The sequence below is a fragment of the Vallitalea sediminicola genome (assembly GCF_054408565.1).
This window is the reverse complement of the sequence record NZ_BTPT01000070.1, coordinates 1-23,563: the sequence shown is the minus strand read 5'-3', so window position 1 is coordinate 23,563 and position 23,563 is coordinate 1. Positions and strand designations below refer to the sequence as shown.

The window sequence follows — 23,563 nt, the reverse complement described above, 5'->3', positions numbered from 1 at the left end:
TAAGTTAGCTCCATATTTTTTTATTCTTGATATATAAATGGTGGTGGAGAATAGTAATCATCATCAAGATAAGGTTTTTTATCTGCATTATCGTTAAGGATTGGTTTATCTTCGGGGGCAATAAACTCTGCATCTTCATTTCCATGTGAATCTATATCCATATAATCTGTAGGTAACTTGATTTCTGGTTTTTTAACATGAGGTCCATGAACGTTGCAGTATTCTCCAATACGGTTGTACATTAATTCATATTTCCTATCTTGTATCCGTGGAGGATTCTTCGGGTCCCAATTGGAAGGAACAAGAGGTTCTGGTCTTGTAATGAATACTTTTGAATATTTAGTACTCCTTGGACAGTATTTATTAGCGAGAAGTCCAGAAGCAGAACAAATAGTTTGTTTCACATGAACGTCACAAGTTTCAGTTGGAACGGTACCTTTTTCAAAGTACTCAGTTATTATTGTTGAACCACGAGGATCTTTATTACATAGTCCTAACTTGGCCAATTTACCAGATTCTGTGCATATTTTAGCAGTTACAATATTATCAGGTTTGTAGAATTCTTTTCTAGGTAGCCCTTTATGAACCTCCTCCATAATCTTCCTCCAGAGTATCTTGTGATAGCTTCTGTTATAGACTTGTTCTTTGGGTGTGTCATATCCTTGCCATATGCTTGCAACATAATAAGGAGTATATCCTGTAAAAACAAGATCTTTTTTCTCAGAAGAAGTTCCAGTCTTACCAGCAATCGGCATACTTACGCTATTGAATTTTACAATAGTTCCTGTACCTTTTTTTACTACATCTGTCATGGCATCAGTCAATAAAAAGGCTGTAGTTTCTTTCATTACCCTAACAGGCTTGGGTTGATCATTATTAAGAATTATATTATTGTCATGGTCTAGTACTTTTGTATAGAAGATAGGTTTAACATATTCACCGTTATTGGCTATTGAACCATATGCTGTAGTTAGTTCTAATAAGCTGACACCTTTAGTAACGCCTCCCAGTGCCAAAGAATAATTCTTATCAGAGTATATCTTGCCATTTATTGTTTCCTTTTCTACTAATGAGGTAAATCCTAGATTTAATAGATAATTAAAACTTGTATCTATTCCTATATCCATCAATGTTTTTACTGCATGAATGTTGATAGAGTATGTTATGCTATCTCTGACAGTTGATAATCCTTTGTAATTATATTTGTATTCATTTCCATCATACCAATTGTGTACTTCCCATGGCTTAGAATTTTTTGAAACAGAGTATGAGAAAGGGACATCATCCAGTACAGTTGCTAATGTATATTTCCCGGTATCAACCGCAGGGAGGTATGCAGCTAATATTTTAAATGTTGAACCAGGATGACGATAGGTCTGGGTAGCTCTATTTAATAATTGGTTACCGACTTTTTCACCACGACCGCCTGCTATAGCTTTTACATGTCCAGTGTGATAATCAAGTATCACCATTGCTGTTTGTGGTTGTGGTACTAGTATACTTGATTCAGATATCACTTCATCTCCATCTGAAATCCATGATGTTTTTAATTCTTCCACATATGCTTTTGCTTCTTGATCTGTCCTGAATTCTTTTTCTTTATAGAAGTGTTTAGTGCCAGTATCTTTTTTATTAACCGAGAGACTATACATTATCTTAACAGAGTAATCTTCTTTTTTAGGAGGATAGTTGGATTCATCAAGGAATTCTTTATCCACTATATTTTGCATATTAATATCTTGAGTTATATATACATTAAGACCACCTGAGTATATAAGGTCATATGCTTGTTTTTCTGTATAACCTCTCTTAACTACTAAGTCATCTTTCACACGTAGAATAACTTCATCTACAAAATAAGAATAATTTGAATTGCTATTATTACTTTTATTATTGAATTCTATTTTAGAGTATACATCTTCGTCTTTAGCCTGTTGATATTCTTGATTAGTAATTGTACCTTGTTCAAGCATTTTTTTTAAAACTATAAGTTGACGTGCCTGATTATTTTCAGGATTAGAAATAGGGTCATATCTAGTAGGGTACTTAGTTATACTTGCCATGACAGCAGATTCTGATAATGTAAGGTCTGCTACATCTTTGTTAAAATATCTATTAGAAGCTGCTTGAACTCCATTAGTGCCACGTCCAAGAGCAACCGTGTTCAAATAACTTTCTAAGATGATATCTTTATCAACTCTTTTTTCAAGTTCAATAGCAAGATATTGCTCTTGAATTTTTCTTTCAAATGTCTGTGTAGCCGATAGAACATTATTTTTGATGACTTGCTGAGTTATTGTACTAGCGCCTTCTCCCGTTAAATCTTTCGATTTTATATTATTTATTATAGCTCTTAATATTCCTTTCAAATCAATACCTTGATGTTCGTAGAAACGTTCGTCTTCAATTGCAATGAAAGCATCTTGAAGATGTTTGGGAATTTGGTCTATAGATGCATATATCCTGTTTGCATCAGTTCCATGAAGTGTAGTGATTTCATTTCCACGTTGATCATAGATAAAAGTTTTATATCTTTTTGGCATAATATCTTTATCATAATCTATTTTTGGTGCAGCATCAATAATTGCTTTAGTCATTCCTAATCCGCCTATTATAATGAGTCCCAAGGTAATTAGAAGTGTAAATACAATTATTCGCACGAATGATGTACTGATGGATTTTTTTACTTTGTTTGATTTTGATTCTAGTTCTTTTTCCCGTTTGCTTTTTGAATGATTGCCATAATTCATATAATAGCTCCTTATAATGCATTGACTGTTTCCGAGAATTATTCTTATAATAAAAGGATGTCTTTTTTTGAAGTCTATTATTCACAATTTAGGGGGAAATTTACAGATTTTTTATGTAGTGGGTAATAAAAAGAGAAACCCCTATTAGGAGGTTTCTCTTTTTGAAATTATGGATTTGTATTTGTACCTGGGGTGTTGTTGGTATTTGGTTCTTTCTTGTGATCATTAGGTACAAATGGTGTAAATAAATCAGGGTTAACATTATTATTATCGTTATTATTACCATTATTGTTGCCGTTAGGGTTAATATAATCTGTTGGTAAATTGATTTCTGGTACGTCTGGTATGTCTGGTACTTCTGGTTCTGGACCATGAATATTACAATATTCACCAATCATAGAAGGTGGAAGTTCATATTGATGGTCTTGAATTGTCGGTGGTCTTCTTGGATCCCATTCTTCTGGTACGAATGGAACAAGTCGTTGAATAAATATTTTTTCTTCTTTGCTTGATTCCGGACAGAATTCTGTTGCGAATAATCCAGAATCTTTACATATTGTCGCTTTTATATGAACATCACATGGTTCGGTCGGTTCCGTTCCTTTAGCAAAATATTCAGTTCTCACAGTAGAACCTCTTGGATCCTTATCACATAATCCAGGAACAGCTAATTTACCTGATTCTGTACATATCTTTTTAGCTACAATACCTGAAGGTTTATCAAATTCTTTTCTAGGAAGTCCTTCATGTACTTTCTGCATTATTTCTTTCCATATTTTTTTGTGATAATTTAAATATCGTTGCTCTTTTTGAATATCATAGCCTTTCCAAACAACAGCTGTATAATATGGAGTGAATCCAGCAAATACTAAGTCTTTGTCACCTGTAGATGTACCTGTTTTACCTGCAATTGGCATACCGGAAAACCAAACTTTTTTACCAGTACCATTATTTACTACATCTACCATAGCATCTGTTAACAAGTATGCAGTAGTTTCTTTCATTACAGTCCTTGTTACTGGTTCTTTTTGCATAAGTAGTTTACCATCATGGTCAAGTACTCTTGAATAGAATGTAGGTTCTATATATACACCATTATTGGCAATTGCGGCATATCCACCAGTAAGTTCTAATACAGTAACACCATTTGTTAAACCACCAAGTGTAAGGGATAGACCTTTATCAGTAAAAGGTTTACCATTGACCATTTTCTTTTCAACCAATGTTGTAAAGCCTAAATTCAGTAAGTAGTCAAATCCTGTTTGAACACCTATATCATTCAAGGTTTTTACAGCTAATATATTCATTGAATATCTAATACCTTCTCTAACAGTTGTAAGACCTCTAAACTTATAGTCATAGTTCTTAGGCCAACCCTTAGGTTCATTTGGAAATTGAGTAGGGACATCATCAATGACTGTAGCTAATGTATAACCAGCTGTATCAATAGCAGGTAAATAAGCTGCAAGTATTTTAAATGTTGAACCTGGGGAACGAGTGGAAGTAGTAGCACGGTTAAATGTTAGGTTTCCTACTTTTTCACCTCTACCACCTGAAAGAGCTTTAACATAACCTGTGTGTTGATCAATGATTACCATTGCTGATTGAGGTTGTGGTATATATGTAGGTCTTTCAGCAACTATTTCATAGCCTTCACCAGTTAATTCTTTCTTTAATTGTTCAATATAATCATTAGCTTCTTGGTCTGTTTCAAAGGGTTTGTTCTTATTAATCTCTTTTTTGTTACCATCTTTATCTTTTACGGTTACTGAATATTCTAGAATAACACTGTAATCAACATTTTTTTTAGGGAAAAAGTCTTCATTAGTGTAAGTGGCATCTACAATTTTCTGTATGTCAGTGTCTTGATTAATATAAATGCTTAGGCCACCACGATAGATTAAGTTAAATGCCTGAGTTTCAGTATATCCTTTTTTAATCATAAGGTCATTTTTTACTCTTGAAATAACTTCATCAACGTAATAAGAATAACTTGAATTGCCTGCATAAGTTTTATTTACTATTTGAATATTGTTATAAACATCTTCTTTTAGTGCTTCATCATATTGAGCTTGAGTTATTTTTTCCTGCTCTATAAGTTTTTTAAGAATTCTTGTTTGTCTTCTTTTATTATTCTCAGGATAAGTAACAGGGTCATAAAAACTAGGGTTCTTAGTTATTGAAGCAATGACTGCTGATTCTGCAATAGTTAATTCACTTACACCCTTATTAAAATATTTATTAGCAGCAGCTTGTACACCATTAGTTCCTCTTCCAAGAGCTACTGTGTTTAGATAATTTTCTAATATTGTTTTTTTATCTGATTTCTTTTCTAGCTCTACTGCCAAATATTGTTCTTGTATTTTTCTTTGAAGTGTTGTTTCTGTTGATAATATATTATTTTTAATAAGCTGTTGAGTGATAGTGCTGGCACCTTCACTGAAACTTTTTTCTTTTAAATTAGTAAAAATAGCTCTAAAAATACCTTTTACATCAATTCCATTATGTTCCCAAAAACGTTCATCTTCTATAGCGATAAATGAGTCTTGAAGATAAGTAGGTATTTCATCAAGCTCTACAAATATTCTATTAGCATTAGATCCATGCAATTGAACAATTTCATTACCATCTTGATCATATATAAATGAAGTGTATCCTTTTGGAACAATGTCTTCTACATTAATATCAGGAGCAGAGTCTATGATGGACTTAATAAACCCTAAACCAGCACAAACACCTACAATGATTAGTAACAAAAATGCAAATACAATAATCTTAATAAAAGATGTGCTTACACTTTTGGTTGCTTTACTTGACTTAGAATCAAGCTCTTTTTTCTTTTTTTTGTTGGAATCCTTACTAAAATTCATAATTTTCCTCCTTCATACAGATGATATTATATCAAATATATATAGATATAGAAAGCAAAATATATATTTTGGCATAAATTTAATAATTATTAACAGATTATTCATAAATTGTATTGTGTTTGTAATTATTCTGCAAAGGCTTTATTAAATCATATATCTATTGTAGACATACACAAAATTTTATTACATATCATATACTTTATATAAGGATTAAGAAATGCTATTAGAAACAATAGACATAGGAGGAGATATGAGAAGGAATATAAAAGGTAGAAAACCGAGAAAGAGTAGAAGTAAGAAAAAGAGATTTGGTGCATATGTATTTATTCTTATAGCAGTGTTAAGTCTTAGTTTTATATTTGTATATACATATTTAGATAAGCAGATCTTACCTATAGTAGTAGCTATGTCACAGTTGAAGATCAAAACAATAGCTACACAGTCCATAAATGATGCAGTTAGAAAAACTTTGGCAGAAAAACAAATAAATACTGATGAATTAGTTACATATTTCTATAATGAAGAAGGGGAGATTGTCTCATGCAGTGTTGATACTATAACTATAAATGAAATATGTGCTGATGTTATCAATAAGATAGCTGAAGAAGTTGATAGATATTCAGATGAAACAATACCTATACCATCGGGTAATCTGATTGGTTCTAATATATTTGCTAATACAGGTCCTAATATAGAGGTGGAAATACTTCCTTTTGGTACAGCCACTATTAATTATGATAGAGAATTTCGATCTACAGGAATCAATCAAATAAATCATAGAGTATGGTTGAACATAGAAACCACTATGCAAGTTGTTGTTCCTCTTGCATCTGAAAAAGTAACGGTATGTCAGCAGGTAACTCTAGTGGATAGAATCTTAAGCGGAACAGTACCTCCTAATTATGTAAATGTACCTGATAATAATATTTTGGATGTAGCTCCTGGAGAATTCAATAAGAATTAAACAATAATATAAGCTGTAATAATACTTGAGTTAAATTAATTCAATGGATTATTTACAGCTTATTAATATATTAATATTATGTCTTATAGCATATCTTCTCCAGGAGCCCAATCTATGGGACATAAGCCACCGGCTTGTAATGCTTGCAAGACTCGTAGTGTTTCATCTACAGAACGTCCCACATTCAGGTCATGTATAACACTGTATTTTACGACACCTTCTGGATCAATAATAAATAGACCTCTCAAGGCTATGCCTTCATCTTCAAGTAATACACCATAATCTTTTGAAACTGATTTCGTCATATCAGAAGCTATAGGAAAATTTATTTTACCAAGATTACCCTTAATCCAAGCTTGATGAGAATGTTGACTATCTACACTTACACCTAAAATTTCTGTGCCAAATTTTCGGAATTCATCAATTTTCTTACTATAACCTGTAATCTCTGTGGGGCAAACAAAAGTAAAATCTAAAGGATAAAAAAATAGCACTAACCATTTACCCTTGAAATCTTCTAATTTCATTTTACCAAAATCACTTCCATCACCTAAAGCTGTTGCCATTTCAAAACATGGAGCTTTTTTACCAACTATTCTATCCATAAAATTCCTCCTAAAATAATATAATTTAATTCTTTTATAAAAGTATTAGATTTTTAGCCTATTATTATTCTAAATATATATTGATTAGATAGCTAACAATAAGATTAAGCTATTTAACCTTGATTTTCTAGATTTAATTAGGTATAATAAAATAGTATTTGCAATTAGAACCACTATCTTAAGAGGGTAATATTTTAGCGAAAAGAGTAGCATATTAAATGATATAAAATAAAATATAGCGAGGTGTTATTATGAAATTTACTAAAATGCATGGGTGCGGAAACGACTATATTTATATTAATGGTTTTGAAGTAGAAGTAAGTGATCCTGCTGATTTATCAATAAAAATGAGTAATAGAAATTTTGGTGTAGGTTCTGATGGAATAGTACTTATATTGCCTTCAGAAAAGGCTGATTTTAGGATGAGAATGTTTAATGCAGATGGTTCAGAAGCTGAGATGTGTGGAAATGCTATTAGATGTGTAGGCAAATATGTTTATGATAATAAGATGACTAAAAAAACTGATATTACTATAGAAACACTAGCGGGTATTAAGATACTTGATATGACAGTAGTAGATGGAAGAGTTACATACGCAAAAGTTGATATGGGAGAACCGATATTAAAGTCTGAAGATATTCCAGTAATTAGTGATAAATATCCTGTAATAGGAGAAAAAATAGATGTTTTAGGTAAAACATATGAATTTACTTGTGTGTCTATGGGAAATCCTCATGCTATAACTTATGTAAATGATATAGATGGATTTGAAGTAGAGAAAATAGGTAAGTTGGTAGAAATAGATAACAAATTCCCTAAAAAAGTAAATGTGGAATTTGCTGAAATAATAGATGATAGTACTATAAAGATGCGTGTTTGGGAAAGAGGTTCTGGAGAAACTTTAGCTTGTGGAACTGGAGCTTGTGCTACTCTAGTAGCATCAGTGCTTAACAATTTAATTAGCAGAAAAGCTGTTGTTAAATTAATAGGTGGAGATTTGTTGATAGAATGGAACAAAGAGAGTAATCATATCTTTATGTCAGGTGAAGCAGTAACTGCATTTGAAGGAGAATGGTTGCTATAGTAATAATAAATAAACGGGAGGTAACTTATATGGAGACTTATATTCAAGAATTAATAGCAGATAGAATTGGTGGAAATCAATTTGGTAAAAGTACAGTAATCTACAAATTTGAAAAAATAAAAAGGGCTAAAGCGGTAGCAATCAGCGAACATCCAGATATGGAAATTATTGATATGGGTGTTGGCGAACCGGATTCAATGGCAGATAAAGGTGTTGTTAAGGTCTTATCAGAAGAAGCTATCAAGTGGGAAAATAGGAATTATGCTGATAATGGTGTTCCAGAATTTAAATCATCTGCTGCAAAGTATTTAGAAGATGTTTATAAAGTAAAAGATATTAACAGTGAGACAGAGGTTAATCATGCTATAGGATCAAAACCAGCACTTGCTATGATGGCGCAAGCATTTATAAATCCAGGAGATGTCACATTGATGACTGTACCAGGATATCCCATAATGGGAACTATGACAAAATGGCTTGGTGGGGAAGTGTTTAATCTTAGTCTGCTTCAAGAGAATGACTTTTTACCTGATTTAAGTTCCATACCTGAGAACGTTTTGAAAAGAGCTAAGTTACTATATCTTAATTACCCTAATAATCCAACAGGAGCAGTTGCAACTGAGGAATTTTTTAATAAAGTTATTAAGTTTGCAAAGGAAAATAATTTAATTGTAGTACATGATGCGGCATATGCGGCTTTGACTTTTGATGGAAATAAACCATTTAGCTTCTTAAGTGTTGAGGGAGCCAAAGAGGTAGGAGTAGAAATTCACTCATTATCTAAAGCATATAATATGACTGGATGGAGAATTGCTTTTGTAGTTGGGAATGAAAAGGTAGTAAGCGCTTTTGCAGCAGTAAAGGATAATAATGATTCAGGGCAGTTCAAAGCTATTCAAAAAGCGGGAATCTATGCGCTAGAACATCCAGAGATTACAGAAAAGACAGCAGCAAAATATTCCAGAAGGCATGATATGCTTGTAGAAATTCTTAATAAGATAGGTTTCAATGCAAAAAAACCAAGAGGTTCTTTCTATCTATATGTGAAAGTTCCTAAAGGTGTTAAAGGTGGAATTATTTTTAACTCAGCAGAAGATTTCTCACAATTTTTAATAAGAGAAAAGTTAATTTCTACAGTACCTTGGGATGATGCAGGTGCATTTGTAAGATTTTCAGTTACTTTTTTAGCAGATACAGAAGAAAAAGAGAAGAAAGTAATTGATGAAATATACAATCGTTTATCTGATGTGAAATTTGTTTTTTAATTTGAATTGGATATAATTAAATAATTAATTATAATAATAGGGGCATTTCTCTTGAAGAATGCCCCTGTTTTAATTACATATATTTAATAAATTACAATATTAATTATTAAATGTTGACTCACAAATACAATATTGAATAAAATAATAATTGAAAAATTTCAAAATAGTGATATAATATTATTTATAGCAAAAATAATATAAAATATAAAACAAAAGAGGTGAATATATTATTTAAAACACTATAAGATACTAATTATGCTCTTAATAATTAGTTAAAACATATCAAAAGCATAATATAGAAATGGTGATTTATACTATTTATAATATCTTATATGATCTTACATATTATAAAAATGCTATTGAACAGATGTGAGACATAACACATAGCTTAAAAGAATAATAAAATAAATAATAGGAGATGTAATTATGAAAAAAGCAGTTAAATTATTAATGAGCATATGTTTAAGTTTAGCAATGATGATGAGTTTTTTTAGTTTTAACATTCAAGCAGCAGACGATGATAATGTAGATTTATATTTTGCAAAAGTTAATAGTGTTTATGACCATGGGGTATTACAGGGATGGAATATTAAAGGAAAAATTGCTGTTAAGAATTTAGCATATCAGAAAAATGTAGTTGTACATTATACTTATGATGATAATACATGGAAAGATGTCTCGGCTAGTTATCTAAAGACTTCTGCAGATGGTTATGAAATCTGGACTTTTGAGACACCTATGCAATCATCTAGTAGGTATTATTATAAATATAATTGTAAATTCGCAATTAAATATGAAGTGAATGGACAAACATATTGGGATAATAATAATTCAGAAAATTATTCTTATAAAGGTCTTAACTTAACAAATAAGCAAGACTATAGATTAAATAAGTGTCAACTATTGGTTGATAGATGCTATTATAGATGTGGATTAAATGGAACAATAGTAATGCAAGATTTTAATCCTGATAAAAAGATAACAGTAAGATATACAACTGATAATTGGAAAACATATAAAGATATCAAAGCTTACAAACATCCATTGTATAAACCATATAAAAATTTGGAGACATGGATATTCAGAATTCCTGAAAGAGCTAATAAATATGAATATGCTATTAAGTGTGAAGTTGATGGACATACTTTCTGGGATAATAACTTTGATAATAATTATGTTTATACTAGATAATTATCTTATAATAATTAGAAATAAAGTTTACTATGAGGAGCGTTCCTAAAAGGGACGCTCTATTATATTGATTATTTTTGAGCTTTTTATAAATGCATATAAATATTAATATAGAATTAAAATTAATCTTAGTTATAAAATATTAAGATAATGAAGTAATGTTTTTTTGATGATTTTACAACATAAAACTTAGATTTAATAATAATATAATATATTATTTACTAAAATTATTCTCCAATACATAGAAAATTATGTTATCATAACAATTGTAAATATTCTAAAGAATGGTATAATAACAACGGTAACAATAATATAAAATAGAAAGGGAGTTAAAGTTATGAAAAAAACAGTTAAATTATTAATGAGTATTAGTTTATGCATGTGTATGATAATGACTCTATTTAGTTTTAACATTCAAGCAGCTGACAATGATAATGTACAATTATATTATGCAAATGTAGAAGGATATTATGGCAATGGAGGATATTGGGCTGCAGGAAAAATTGCAGTGAAAGATTTAGGAGAAAATAAAAATGTAGTAGTACATTATACTACAGATGGGGATACATGGAATGATGTATCAGCAACATATCTAAAAAAAGCTAATGATGGTTATGATATCTATACTTTTGAAACTCCTATGATGAAATGGAATGGATTTCACTATTACAAATATAATTGGTCTTTTGCAATTAAATATGAAGTAAATGGAAATACATATTGGGATAACAATAATGGACAAAATTACTCAATAAATACATCTAATTTTGAGCATTGTCAAGGTATTGTATTAGGTAAATGCAAGTTATTAGCTGGATCAAGTTATAAAGATGTCAATAACATATTTCATGGAGATGTGATGATTAAGGATTATGATCCTAACAAAATTGTAACAGTAAGATATACAACAGATAGTTGGGAAACATATAAAGAGGTTAGAGCATATAAGAGTTCTTATCAACGATATAATGATATGGAGTCATGGACATTTGACATTAATGAAGATGCTGAGGTCTATGAATATGTACTCAAATGTGAAATTAATGGACAAACATATTGGGATAATAATTTTGGAGATAATTATATCTATACTAATCCATTCTAAGACGTTCCTTAACCTATTTCCACTTAGGTTTTAGGCGTTCCATTATGGAACGCCTATTATTCTTAAGAAACAATCTCAATCTTATCTTTTAGAGTTTCTTTAGTAGATGCCAGTATCTTAGAAATAATACCAACACCAATTTTTGATATGAAAACTAATGTCTGGTCATTTAACCCCTTTGATTCATATTGAATAACATCTAATTTTTCATTTACCGTATCAATCTTATAAGTAATATCTTTAACAGTTACAAATCCTTTAATACGGTAACAGAATTCTTTTAAAGTATTAAGAGCAGTGATGATATCTTCTAGTTCCACATTGGTATCTGTCAATTTTATGATTATTGTCTTAGGTCTGTTCTCAGTTGTATTGGAAGTTTCGCCTATTCGAGTATTGATTACATTAGAAAACTTAAGTAATTCAAAATCAATTTTACCATGAGTAATTTCATAGATTAAAGCTTTATCATTAATTGAACGTATCTTATCTTTAATTTCTTTTGCTGTCTTAGAACTTATCAAATCCATTTTGTTAATCAATATGATTTTACTATGTCTGATTTGATTTTCAACGCTAACCATCATATCAATTTCTTTCATGAAATGTAATCCATCAACAATGCAAATAGAGCCTTCATAATTAAAATCAATTTTACATTGCTTTTTTAATAGATCGATGATAGCTAACATATTGGCTGGATCAGCTAATCCAGAGCTCTCAATATAAATACTGTCTAGATTTTTTAACAATAGAATTCTAAGACTTTCAATGAAATTATCTTTTAGACAACTACAAAATATTGAGCCGTTAGTAAGCTCTATCATATCCATAGCTTGTCTGCCTATTACAGAACTATCTATGCTGATAGAACCAAATTCATTCATTAATACACCTGATTTAGTTTTTTCACTATCTAAAATATTTTGAAGGAAACTTGTTTTGCCTGAACCTAAAAAACCTGTTATTAGATAAATTCTTGTCATTAATATCATTCCTTTATAAGTGGAAGTTATTATTATATCAGAAATACATGCTCATAATATATTCTTCATTAAATTTCATACTAGTTGACAACTCTATATATTTACATTTTGATTTTATTTCATCAAAATTATTAGAACTATTATCATCTAGGAGATACTTAACGCAACCACCTAATGAACTATTTCCTAGAATTTCAACTTTATCTTTTAGTTCTTTCTGAATTAGACCTATAGTTATAGCGTTAGTTATATTGAGATTGCTACCAAAACCTCCAGCTAGATAGACTTTATCAACATCATTAAAAGATATATCAGCCTCATCTATCAATACACTAATTCCAGCTGAAATGGCAGATTTGGCAAGTTGCAACTGTCTGATATCTTCTTGATATAATCCTATTTCCGATTGGTCATCTTGGTACAATATAACTTTATCAACATTTAATTTACCAGTATTATCTATTACTGCGGTATTAAGCAATTCAGCTGTTATATCTACAAGAGCAGAACCACAGATACCTTTTGGAGTACTATTGCCAATAACATCATATTTGAATTTATCATCAACCATGCTTATGTTACATATAGCTCCATCAATACTTCCCATTCCACACTTGATATTAGCACCTTCAAAAGCAGGTCCTGCTGCAGTTGCAGCACAGATAATAGTATCATCCTTGGTTTTTAGAGCTATCTCACCATTGGTACCTATATCAATAAAAAGAATATTACCTTCTTGGTTAAGAAGATCACTATAATAAAAACCTGCTGTTATATCTGAACCAATGTAAGCTGAAACTCCAGGTAATAGAGTAACATTACAATCAAGTAGATTATCATCGAATATTTGGCTATACAAGTATTCATTTAGAGATAAATCAATTGTTGTAAAAGGGCTAATGGATAATTTATAAGGGTTAATACCTGCTAATAGATATTGCATTGTTGTATTTCCGCTTATAGTTATTTCTACGATGTTTTTTGGATTCAAGTCATATTTATCAAGAATAGTTCTTATTCCTAAACTGATTTCATCACATATTAATTTTGTTTGAACATTTTTTTTATCCTTTATAGCATAGTTAATTCTACTAATTACGTCTGCTCCATATGATTTTTGAGGATTAACATTTTTATATATACCCACTTCTTTACTATTCAATAAATCAATAAGAGTTATTACGACAGTAGTCGTACCAATATCAATTCCCACACCAAATGCGGTTATTTCATTAGAATCAGCTCTAAGGATTTCTTTAGTATTCTTAGATAATAGGTAAATATCTTTTTTGAAATTATCAAGATTAGAGAGCTCTTTTACTGCTTTTAGAGAATATATATAATCTGATCCTGATTTCTCATTAATTAATTCTACAGCACTTTTATTATCATCTGGGCTTTCAATTATACCGTTAATCTTAAGCAATTTATATTTTGGATTGTTACTATTATCTATTTTATAGTCAGTTTGAATCTTAGAAGTAGACGCTTCTTCGCTTAATTCTATAGTCAAGTCATTATCAATATTATGGAAGCAAGATAGAATTATTCCGTCTTCAATTTCACCAGTGGTAAGGAATTTTTTTTCTTCTTGGGATAATTCAATATTACCTTTTAGAAGCTTTACTTTACATTTACCACATGCTTTTTTGCCACCGCAATATGCCTCAATAGGTAAGTTATATTGTCTTATAACATTTAATAGATTTTCACCTTTTTTAACTTGAAATCTATGTGACTCGTTTCCTTGTTTTATAAATAGATTATATTTTCTGAAAGGACAAGTTAAATTACTGCATTTACTGCAATCATGATCTACCGTTGTTGGAGGAATATTTGCTGAAGCTCCGTAATAATAAGACAAAGTTTTAGTAGGAGAGAACATATATCCTGATGTTATAGTGATATCAGTTGTATCTTTTTCATTAATCTTCTCTAGAATTGTTTTTTGGAATTTGATACTTGATTCACTAGAGCCAGGCTCTATTCTAGATGTTAAATTAATACCATTATCACTTTGTTCTTTTTGTAATAATTTGAATAGAGAATTACTGATGTCAAATAACATTTGATCGCCTATAGTATTTAACATCATACCTTTTAGATAATCATTGTTATCAAAATAACGCTTTATCTCTTTATCAATAAAACCACCTAATGTAACTAAACAAAAAATCACTTGCTCACAATTATTATCAATATAATTATCATTATCAACTATAATATAGTATCCTTTTGGTATAATGTGCTTAACTGAAAATTCAACTACTTCTTTATATACTTTACAGTACTCACTATAATTAGTACTATCTTCATAGCACTGCATAGTATTAAGCACTTCCTTCTTATTCAATATCTTACTAAATTCCATTTCCATTTGATTACCCCCAAATATATTGAAGTAATTTCAATATATTTACCTATTTATTGTAAGCGAATCATGCTTACATTTTTATTGAAGTTATAAAGTTAAAGAGTTAAAATACCATTATAATTATATATTATAACTGTTTGTATTTTAACTCTCAAGGATTCTATAAATATGATTCTATAACATTGAATAATTCTTCTTTGCTAGGTATAATGGAAGACCATTTAAGTTCACCGTTAATATAGATAGAAGGCAAGTTCTTAACTCCCATTTTCTTACATCTAGCGATATTAATTTTTTCGGTATATTTGTATTCAATTAAATCAATTTTATCACCAAAATGCTCTTTAGCAACATTGGCGGCATCCATCATATAAGTACAAGCTGCACATGATGATGAATCTAGAGTAAATACTTCAACAAATGGTTTTTCTAAATTCTTATAATCAGGTATATCAACATCAATATCCTCATCCTTTGATTCATAATTCTTAACCATTTCACGAATTGTATCAGTATCTTTAATCGTTTGTCCTATAGCTATTGTATTTTCTGCAGGTACAGCATAAGGCATATCACAACCAGGAGAAATGATTAAATTATCATGTGTTAGAGTATCTATCATATTAACAACATATTTCATATTATCCTGTTGAGTTCCATGTAACATCAAAGTTGTCAATGGAACATTACCACCAATAGTTATGTTATATTTATCTGTTAACTCTTTAGCTGATTTTATATCAACATTTTCATCTATAGAGATAGAATCAGGATTAGTTTTACACATTACATCTATTTGTCGTGTAGCATTACCACACACAAAGAAAGAAGATTTGGCATTTTTAACTTTTATATAGTCGAAGATTGTACTAAATGAATCATGACATAAAGCAGAAAAATGATCAGGTGATATTTGAGAAACTAATGGATCAACTACAGCGATTATATCCATACCGGCTTCAGTATAGAAATCAATCATTTTAAGTGATACTTCTGTACAGTATTCCATTAACTGTTTCACATAGTTTTCATCTAATATCATATCCATAAAGAGATTATTTCCTCTTAAATGTGATGCAAGTGTAAACGGACCACAGATAAGACCATATAATGCAGTGGTATCACCAACTGATTTTTTCATTCTATGCATAACATCAAGAATAAGAGGAATTCTACCACTTTCTTTTGTAGGTAGCTTACATTTACATGGAATTTTTGCTTCATCTTCACATGGATGTGTTTTTACAGATGGTGGACAATCGTCAGACCATACAAGTTCACAACCAAGTATTTCGGCTTCTACTTGTAAATCAAAAATTACAGGTAGGCCATCTGGTTGGTATAATCTATGGGCTTCCATTAAAGATTCATATAATTTATCTGAATTTTTTAATACCTCTTCTGCTGTATAGCCTTTGATTGAACCTGCATGAACTCCTACAAATGGGACCCAAGGTATTTTATCTGTGGATTTATGTTCTATTATGTTAAGTACACGTTCTTTTCCAGTCATGTTAACACCCTAACCTCTCTTAAGTTTTAGTTTAATATAAGTTCTTTGGCTACTTCTGCAGCTGATGCGGCATCTACAGTATAACGGTCAGCACCAATTTCTTCTGCGAAGTTATCAGTGACAGGTGCTCCACCAATCATAACTTTTACTTTATCTCTTAATCCTTTTTCTTCTAAAGCATCAATAACAGCTTTCATATTAGGCATTGTAGTAGTAAGTAGAGCAGACATAGCTATAATATCTGGATTATTTTCTTCTACAGCTGCGATATATTTTTCAGGAGAAACATCAACACCAAGGTCAATTACTTCAAGACCAGCACCAACCATCATCATTCTTACAAGATTCTTTCCAATATCATGTAAGTCACCTTTTACAGTTCCGATAATAACTTTACCTACAGGTTCTATTCCTTGTTCTTCTAATAAAGGTTTGATAACATCAAGGCCAGCATTCATAGCTCTAGCAGCTATTAATACTTCTGGTACGAATACTTCATTTTTTTTGAATTTTTCACCGATAACTCCCATTCCATCAAGTAATCCATTAAGTATATCGGCTGGATTAAGACCTTCAGAAATAGCTTGTTCGGTTAGTGAAACTACTTCGGGCATTTTACCTTTTTGTAGTTTTTCTGAAATAGTTTGTAGTAATTCGTTCATTTGACAGCACTCCCTATAGTTTATTTTAATAGTATGTAATTATTCTAGTATACAATTAAGATTAATTATAGAAATATAATAATTAATTTTGTACTATTTTATCTAATAAGCAAAATTACATATTTTTACAAACAATGTTTTTTGCTACTTCAGCAGCGCTTGCTGCATCAGTTGAATATACGTCAGCACCTATTGTTCTAGCATAATTAGAAGTTATAGGAGCACCCCCGATAAATACTGTAATACTATCTCGTAGACCTTCTTCTTCTAATAACTTGATTGTATTTTTCATTGTTACCATGGTAGTTGTAAGTAGAGCGGACATAGCTATAATGTCAGGTTTGTGTTTTTTGACTGCATCTACAAATTCAGTCGAAGATATATCAACACCCAAGTCTATAACTTCAAAGCCCATTCCGACTAACATCATCTTGACAAGGTTCTTTCCAATATCATGTAGATCACCTTGAACTGTACCAATAACTACTTTACCTTGATAGTTAGTGATATTAGGGTCTATCAGAGGACTTATTATATCAAGAGCAATATTAAAAGCTCTTGAAGCTATAAGAACTTCAGGAACATATACTTCGTTCTTCTTGAATTTTTTTCCGATTATATCCATAGCGTCAATTAGAGTATCTAATATTTGTTTATAATCATAACCTTTATCTAATGCAGAAATGGTTAATTTACGGACTTTTATTGATTGTCCTTCTTGTACATATTTAGAAATTTCATTTAAAGTATTATCCATATAATCACCTTTTTAATATTGTAAAATAATTTGTCATATTATTAATTATACATTTTTCTATATTTACCAGGAGAGATGTTCTCATAATTCTTAAAAACCTTTGTATAATAACTTTGGTCACTAAAACCCATCATGACAGCTATATCACTTATGCTGTATTTTAGGTCTAACAGGTATTTTTTGCTTTCTTCAACTCTTACTGTATTTAGATACTCAGAGAATTTCATATTAGTTTCTTTACTAAAAAATCTACTAAAATAAGTTGGACTCAGATTAACATGTTTTGCTACTTCATCTAAGGAAATATTTTTATTGAAATTATTATTAATGTATTGTAAAGCTTTTTTTATTACATTTGTATTTTCAACATTATCTTTATTTAATTTAAATGCAAGTTCCGTAAATTTTTCTAAAACTTTAACTATCCATACACATAGTTCTTCTATATTATGAATACTAAAAGCTGTTTTATAGAACTTAATATTTTGTTCAAATATTTCTTCAAAGTTACCGCCACCTTCAACAGCAGCTCTTGACATAACAACGACTAACTCTATAATAAAAGAAATAACCTTATCATTATTACCGCTATGCTTGAATAATATATATCCAAGAATCTCATTAAGTATAGCTTTGGCACCGTCTAGGTCACCTCTTCTTACTTTTCCACTCAGTTCTCTTTCAAGTTCAATAGGATATGTTTTACTTGTGAAATTATTTTCCTCTTTTATTTCTTGAATATTCTCATTTATTATTTTTTGCTCCAAATAAAAATCTTTCTTCTTTTTCAATTCATACTTCTGATCTCCTACAATATCCTTTGTAATGATAGATAGTAGGTTAGCTAAATATCTTACTTTTTCAGGAGCTATTATAGGTATTATCTTATAATATGCTTGTAATATTCCTCTTGATGATATAGGAATATTATAGACTTTTATTAAGTTGTCAATTACATATGGGTCAGTAATGTTCATTTGTATAGGTCCAGCAACTAGGGCTCCACGAAAAACATTTCCAATAACAATTGCGCAAGTGATATGCACTAATCCACCAGGGCAGAAGAATATATACGATTCCCCTAATGATTCTGATTGCTTACTAGCATATAAATGAGCACCGCAACAAGGTGATTTATCACCTGTCAGTTCCATGAATTTAGTACAATAATTAAACATTTCTCCTTGAGAGAATGCTGTATTGCCAGTGTCATCTATAAGCATACAATTTACTTCGGTTATCTTGTAAAATAGTTCCATGTTTTTTTTTATAATAGCTAACTCATCGTTTTGAAAAAAATCTAGCATAATTATCACCTAACGTCTATAGTTTATGTTTGAAATATATATATATATTATCATAGTTTGATAATTATTAGTTGTATAATTTTTTCTTTTTTTGGATTATTTTGTTCATCTATAATCTGTAGGATTATAATTTGTGTGTTTTTTAAATTACAGCGATAGTACTCGTATATAGTAGTTAGAATAGGGTTAGTACAGATTATACTTCATTAGGAATGGCGGATATAACACCTAAAGAATAGTTGTTCGTAAATTAGGATTTGATGATTTTAACCATAATTGGTACTTTGATACTAGTACTTTTTTTGGGAGTAAGGTGTTCAATGAATATAAGATATGTTAATATTAGTATTGATATTAATAAAAAACTTAGTAAAATCTAATAGCCAATATTTTTGAATAGTAGTTATCAACTTTTATCTAACGTTTGGGTGCGATATACTTCTATCGCAAATAATACAGTAATAGAATAGAAATGTAGGTAAATTAAGGGTTATAGGTTTGGTTCGCATAATAAAGAGATAGAAGAAACATCTATATTTTTATTCTGTAAAGCCTTTTGATTAGCTTACTTGCATATAATATTGAAGTAGGAAAGTTGAGTTAATTAATTTTTTGGGGGATTTAGTATGAAAAATATAGTATCTATATTATTAAGAAAATTTAATATTGACTTAAAAATATCTTTTAAGTTAATTGTCTTTAGTATAGTGATTAGTACGATACCTTTATTTTTTATTAGTATTGTATTTGATAACAAAATTCAAAAATACTATAGTGAAAAATTAAATGAATCATATGAGCAAGTTGTAAGCCAGTATGTTTCGAATTTGAATTATAAGATAGAATTATACCAGACGTTTCTTAATAATATTTCTTCAAATCAAAATATAAATGATTTATTATTACATAAGAATAATTATACTAATTCAGAAGTATACGATGTTGGTAAAAGAATATCTAATGAAGTAGGATTATTAATTGGGACAAAAAATATCGAAGAACTTCGTAATATAATGGTTTATTTTTATGATGAGGAATTACCTATATATTCATCAAAATTTACTAATGTAGAAAAAGTGAAAGATGAAGATTGGTATATTGAAATACATAATGATATTAAAAAAGGCTATTTGTTTTATAATATAAACAATTATTACGAAAATGTTTTGTCATTGTACAAACAAATAATTGGAGTGAATAATGCGAATTATGGACAAAAATTAGGGTTTACAAAGTTAGATATAAATACAGATGATTTTTTTAGAATTAAAAATAGCTTTAACGATGAAACAGAAAAAAATATATATGTAATTGATGAAAATGAAACTGTGGTGTGGGGTAGTAAAGACAAAAATCTATCGATTATAGGATTGAAAAATAATTATGAAGTAGTAGAGAATGAAATAGGTAATAAGTACATTGAACTTGCAGGAGAAAAAAAACTATTATTTTATAAAACGATTAATAAATATGGTTGGAAAGTTATATTTCTATTTGATAATAATATAATAGGTAAATATATAGTTGAAACTAGAAAAGCTATTGCGACGTATCTTATCATATTAATCTTTGTAATGACAAGTTTAATTATTATATTTTCTAAGAAATTTTCTGGAAGAATTGGTTTAATTATAAAAAAAATGGAAAAAGTTGAAAATGGAGATCTTAATATTACTAATAAAATTGAAGGAAATGATGAAATAAGTATTTTAGATATGCATTTTAACGAAATGGTTTATAGGCTGGAAGAACAAATAAACAATAACTATGTTCAAAAGCTTGAAAGACGTGAGGCAGAGTTAAATGCTCTTCAATTTCAAATAAATCCGCATTTCTTATATAATACACTTGAATCCATTAATTCATTAGCTGCAATTAATGAATGTTATGAAATATGTGAAATAAGTCATAAGTTAGGTGAGATGTTCAGATATAGTGTGAATAAAGATAGTAGTGAATATGTTTCATTAGACAATGAAATTAAACATATAAAAAATTATATATATATACAAAGAATACGTTTTAAAGATAGTTTTGAAGTTTTTTATAATATTGATAATTATACTAAGCAATTAAAGATATTAAAATTTATATTACAACCAATAGTGGAAAATGCAATTATTCATGGTTTTCGAAATAAGAAGGGTAATAGTTGTCTTGAAATATCAGCATATATAGAAAACAACAAACTATATATAAAGGTTATCGACGATGGTAATGGTATGTCTAAAGATCAGATTCAGAGATTAAATAGTTATATTAATGAACGCGAAGATGCTATAAATTGTGGTTACAAAAAAAGTATTGGGGTTAAAAATGTAAACAAGCGTATTCAATTATCTTGTGGCAATGAATATGGACTAAACATAGAAAGCAAACAAAATTTTGGTACACAAGTTATTATAACGTTACCAATAAATCAATATTAAGGAGTGTAACAATGTATAGTATACTTATAGTAGATGATGAAGAATTAATTCGTCAAGGTATTATAGCAAAATTAAAATATAATAATTTTAATTTTACAGAACTTTTTGAAGCTGAAGATGGTGAACAGGCTCTTTGTTTGCTTAAAAAGAAAGAACCTAATATTGTTATTACAGATATAAGAATGTCTAATATGAATGGAATTGAATTTATAGAAAAGGCAAAAGAAATATGTCGAAATACAAGATTTATTATTATAAGTGGATATGCTGAATTTACATATGCGGAGCAAGCTATTAATATGGGCGTAAACGGCTATTTGCTTAAGCCTATAGGTAATGAAGAATTTGCTAAAACCCTTTCAAAGGTTTACATGGAGTTAGATAAAGATAAGCATGTAAAAATAATGAATAATAAAAAATTAGTTTTAGAGAAATATTGTGATACACTCACATTGGAACAGAAGCTAAATACTATATTTCATTGTGTAGATAAAGAGGATCTGAATAAAAACTTAAAAGATGAAAAAATATTGAGTAATAGTGAGAATAATAGATATATGCTTGCAATTATAAACATTGATGGCAAGAGTTATTACCAATCTGATTTCAAATATCAAGATATAGACATTTTAAAATTTAGCATTATTAATATTTGTAATGAAATTGAAATAGAATGTACTAAAGAAATTCTAAATAATCTGAAAGATAGAAATCAGATTTTGATACTCTTTTATCATGATTCCCCTAGTATTCTAAGAATGAGTGTAGATAAATTCTTAATTGAAGCATTTAGTAAAACAATAAAACTTCTCAATATTTCTGTAACAATAGGCTTAAGTGGAGTAGAAGAGACTGTTGGTTCAAAACTTTATAAAGATGCAAGAGAGACTTTAAACATAAGGATTATATATGGTGAGAATAAAATTTATAAGCATGATAATCAATCTTATAATACAGGAGTTTTATTACCATTTAATGATCTTAATCTATTGCAGAAAAGTATTGAACGGTATGATTTGAAGGGGATAGAAGTTATTTTGCGTGATATATTTTCACAGAAGCATATTAAAGAGAATCCATTAGTTTATATTCGTATAGTGTGGTTTGAAATAATTAATATACTCATTAAAGTATGCAATAATATTAGTATGGATACTGTTAATATTTTAAATAAACTACTATTGACAGAAGAAATTTTAAATAAATTTGATAATATAAATGATATAATAAACTATTTATATACAACTATTTTAGATATATTTAATTTGGGAAATGTAAATGATTTAGATTATAAAAGTAGGATGAAATTATCTATACAGTATATTGAACAACACTTTCAAGAACAAATTTCAGTTAATGACCTAGCATATAAATTTGATATGAATACAAGTTATTTTTCTACTCTTTTTAAAAAAGAAACAGGTATAACAGTTGTTAAATATCTTACAGATATGCGTATTAATTATGCTTGTAAACTTCTTAAGGATACGAGCAAGAGTGTAGTTGATATATCTAGAAAAGTAGGATTTGAAGATTCACAGTATTTTTTTAGAGTGTTTAAAAAAGTTAAAGAAATGACACCATTAGCTTATAGAAACAAAAAACAATGGATAGATTAGTCATTGTTCTAAATATAATTAATAAAAGCAGAGTAGATTAGTGAGGTAATCTATTCTGCTTTTTTTGGTGTGCCCAGCATG

16 protein-coding genes are annotated in these 23,563 nt (G+C 29.2%); 7 read left to right on the top strand and 9 right to left on the bottom strand.

Going from position 1 to position 23,563, the window contains the following annotated elements; genetic code table 11:
- Positions 1-20 precede the first annotated feature (20 nt).
- Together ACX6CF_RS22725 and ACX6CF_RS22720 are read right to left on the bottom strand one after the other, a co-directional pair.
- Positions 21-2,750: a transglycosylase domain-containing protein gene (locus ACX6CF_RS22725; RefSeq protein WP_458787668.1), complete on the bottom strand. Its 2,730-nt coding sequence runs from the start codon at positions 2,748-2,750 to the stop codon at positions 21-23.
- Positions 2,751-2,917: 167 nt separating this feature from the next.
- Positions 2,918-5,620: a transglycosylase domain-containing protein gene (locus tag ACX6CF_RS22720; protein WP_458787667.1), complete on the bottom strand. Its 2,703-nt coding sequence runs from the start codon at positions 5,618-5,620 to the stop codon at positions 2,918-2,920.
- Positions 5,621-5,870: 250 nt separating this feature from the next.
- Between ACX6CF_RS22720 and yunB the strand changes: the two genes are divergently transcribed.
- Entirely contained in the window at positions 5,871-6,584 is a 714-nt protein-coding gene (gene yunB / locus ACX6CF_RS22715) for a sporulation protein YunB (RefSeq protein WP_458787666.1), read from the top strand.
- A gap of 83 nt (positions 6,585-6,667) precedes the next feature.
- Here yunB and ACX6CF_RS22710 read toward each other — a convergent pair whose 3' ends face one another.
- Complete coding sequence (locus ACX6CF_RS22710; protein ID WP_458787665.1) at positions 6,668-7,189, bottom strand: peroxiredoxin; 522 nt, start codon at positions 7,187-7,189, stop codon at positions 6,668-6,670.
- A gap of 251 nt (positions 7,190-7,440) precedes the next feature.
- Between ACX6CF_RS22710 and dapF the strand changes: the two genes are divergently transcribed.
- From dapF to ACX6CF_RS22690, 4 genes are all read left to right on the top strand, one after another.
- On the top strand, positions 7,441-8,274 hold the full coding sequence (gene dapF, locus ACX6CF_RS22705) for a diaminopimelate epimerase (RefSeq protein WP_458787664.1): 834 nt from the start codon (positions 7,441-7,443) through the stop codon (positions 8,272-8,274).
- A 29-nt stretch (positions 8,275-8,303) separates the two neighbouring features.
- Positions 8,304-9,539, top strand: coding sequence for an LL-diaminopimelate aminotransferase (locus ACX6CF_RS22700; protein ID WP_458787663.1), 1,236 nt, complete (start codon positions 8,304-8,306; stop codon positions 9,537-9,539).
- Between the two features lie 426 nt (positions 9,540-9,965).
- Positions 9,966-10,730 carry a hypothetical protein gene (locus ACX6CF_RS22695; protein WP_458787662.1) on the top strand — a complete coding sequence of 255 codons (765 nt, stop codon included), beginning with the start codon at positions 9,966-9,968 and terminating at the stop codon, positions 10,728-10,730.
- Between the two features lie 337 nt (positions 10,731-11,067).
- On the top strand, positions 11,068-11,835 hold the full coding sequence (locus ACX6CF_RS22690; RefSeq protein WP_458787661.1) for a hypothetical protein: 768 nt from the start codon (positions 11,068-11,070) through the stop codon (positions 11,833-11,835).
- 62 nt (positions 11,836-11,897) lie between these two features.
- Here ACX6CF_RS22690 and ACX6CF_RS22685 read toward each other — a convergent pair whose 3' ends face one another.
- The 6 genes from ACX6CF_RS22685 to ACX6CF_RS22660 form a co-directional block, all read right to left on the bottom strand.
- The gene (locus ACX6CF_RS22685) at positions 11,898-12,821 is read right to left on the bottom strand and encodes a GTP-binding protein (protein WP_458787660.1); all 924 of its coding nucleotides are present in this window, start codon (positions 12,819-12,821) and stop codon (positions 11,898-11,900) included.
- 37 nt (positions 12,822-12,858) lie between these two features.
- Positions 12,859-15,198 carry an ASKHA domain-containing protein gene (locus ACX6CF_RS22680; RefSeq protein ID WP_458787659.1) on the bottom strand — a complete coding sequence of 780 codons (2,340 nt, stop codon included), beginning with the start codon at positions 15,196-15,198 and terminating at the stop codon, positions 12,859-12,861.
- 157 nt (positions 15,199-15,355) lie between these two features.
- On the bottom strand, positions 15,356-16,708 hold the full coding sequence (locus tag ACX6CF_RS22675) for a uroporphyrinogen decarboxylase family protein (RefSeq protein WP_458787658.1): 1,353 nt from the start codon (positions 16,706-16,708) through the stop codon (positions 15,356-15,358).
- Positions 16,709-16,734: 26 nt separating this feature from the next.
- Complete coding sequence (locus ACX6CF_RS22670) at positions 16,735-17,370, bottom strand: corrinoid protein (RefSeq protein WP_458787657.1); 636 nt, start codon at positions 17,368-17,370, stop codon at positions 16,735-16,737.
- Between the two features lie 115 nt (positions 17,371-17,485).
- Positions 17,486-18,127, bottom strand: a complete 642-nt coding sequence (locus tag ACX6CF_RS22665; protein ID WP_458787656.1) for a cobalamin B12-binding domain-containing protein — start codon at positions 18,125-18,127, stop codon at positions 17,486-17,488.
- Positions 18,128-18,168: 41 nt separating this feature from the next.
- Positions 18,169-19,434: a helix-turn-helix domain-containing protein gene (locus ACX6CF_RS22660; RefSeq protein WP_458787655.1), complete on the bottom strand. Its 1,266-nt coding sequence runs from the start codon at positions 19,432-19,434 to the stop codon at positions 18,169-18,171.
- A 626-nt stretch (positions 19,435-20,060) separates the two neighbouring features.
- Between ACX6CF_RS22660 and ACX6CF_RS22655 the strand changes: the two genes are divergently transcribed.
- Positions 20,061-21,863, top strand: a complete 1,803-nt coding sequence (locus ACX6CF_RS22655) for a sensor histidine kinase (RefSeq protein WP_458787654.1) — start codon at positions 20,061-20,063, stop codon at positions 21,861-21,863.
- Between the two features lie 11 nt (positions 21,864-21,874).
- Positions 21,875-23,482: a response regulator transcription factor gene (locus ACX6CF_RS22650; protein ID WP_458787653.1), complete on the top strand. Its 1,608-nt coding sequence runs from the start codon at positions 21,875-21,877 to the stop codon at positions 23,480-23,482.
- Positions 23,483-23,563 lie beyond the last annotated feature (81 nt).

What these genes read in the sequence shown, in the direction of transcription:
- ACX6CF_RS22725 (WP_458787668.1), bottom strand. Translation starts at nt 2,750, where the DNA reads ATGAATTATGGCAATCATTCAAAAAGCAAACGGGAAAAAGAACTAGAA.
- ACX6CF_RS22720 (WP_458787667.1), bottom strand. Translation starts at nt 5,620, where the DNA reads ATGAATTTTAGTAAGGATTCCAACAAAAAAAAGAAAAAAGAGCTTGAT.
- yunB (WP_458787666.1), top strand. Translation starts at nt 5,871, where the DNA reads ATGAGAAGGAATATAAAAGGTAGAAAACCGAGAAAGAGTAGAAGTAAG.
- ACX6CF_RS22710 (WP_458787665.1), bottom strand. Translation starts at nt 7,189, where the DNA reads ATGGATAGAATAGTTGGTAAAAAAGCTCCATGTTTTGAAATGGCAACA.
- dapF (WP_458787664.1), top strand. Translation starts at nt 7,441, where the DNA reads ATGAAATTTACTAAAATGCATGGGTGCGGAAACGACTATATTTATATT.
- ACX6CF_RS22700 (WP_458787663.1), top strand. Translation starts at nt 8,304, where the DNA reads ATGGAGACTTATATTCAAGAATTAATAGCAGATAGAATTGGTGGAAAT.
- ACX6CF_RS22695 (WP_458787662.1), top strand. Translation starts at nt 9,966, where the DNA reads ATGAAAAAAGCAGTTAAATTATTAATGAGCATATGTTTAAGTTTAGCA.
- ACX6CF_RS22690 (WP_458787661.1), top strand. Translation starts at nt 11,068, where the DNA reads ATGAAAAAAACAGTTAAATTATTAATGAGTATTAGTTTATGCATGTGT.
- ACX6CF_RS22685 (WP_458787660.1), bottom strand. Translation starts at nt 12,821, where the DNA reads ATGACAAGAATTTATCTAATAACAGGTTTTTTAGGTTCAGGCAAAACA.
- ACX6CF_RS22680 (WP_458787659.1), bottom strand. Translation starts at nt 15,198, where the DNA reads ATGGAAATGGAATTTAGTAAGATATTGAATAAGAAGGAAGTGCTTAAT.
- ACX6CF_RS22675 (WP_458787658.1), bottom strand. Translation starts at nt 16,708, where the DNA reads ATGACTGGAAAAGAACGTGTACTTAACATAATAGAACATAAATCCACA.
- ACX6CF_RS22670 (WP_458787657.1), bottom strand. Translation starts at nt 17,370, where the DNA reads ATGAACGAATTACTACAAACTATTTCAGAAAAACTACAAAAAGGTAAA.
- ACX6CF_RS22665 (WP_458787656.1), bottom strand. Translation starts at nt 18,127, where the DNA reads ATGGATAATACTTTAAATGAAATTTCTAAATATGTACAAGAAGGACAA.
- ACX6CF_RS22660 (WP_458787655.1), bottom strand. Translation starts at nt 19,434, where the DNA reads ATGCTAGATTTTTTTCAAAACGATGAGTTAGCTATTATAAAAAAAAAC.
- ACX6CF_RS22655 (WP_458787654.1), top strand. Translation starts at nt 20,061, where the DNA reads ATGAAAAATATAGTATCTATATTATTAAGAAAATTTAATATTGACTTA.
- ACX6CF_RS22650 (WP_458787653.1), top strand. Translation starts at nt 21,875, where the DNA reads ATGTATAGTATACTTATAGTAGATGATGAAGAATTAATTCGTCAAGGT.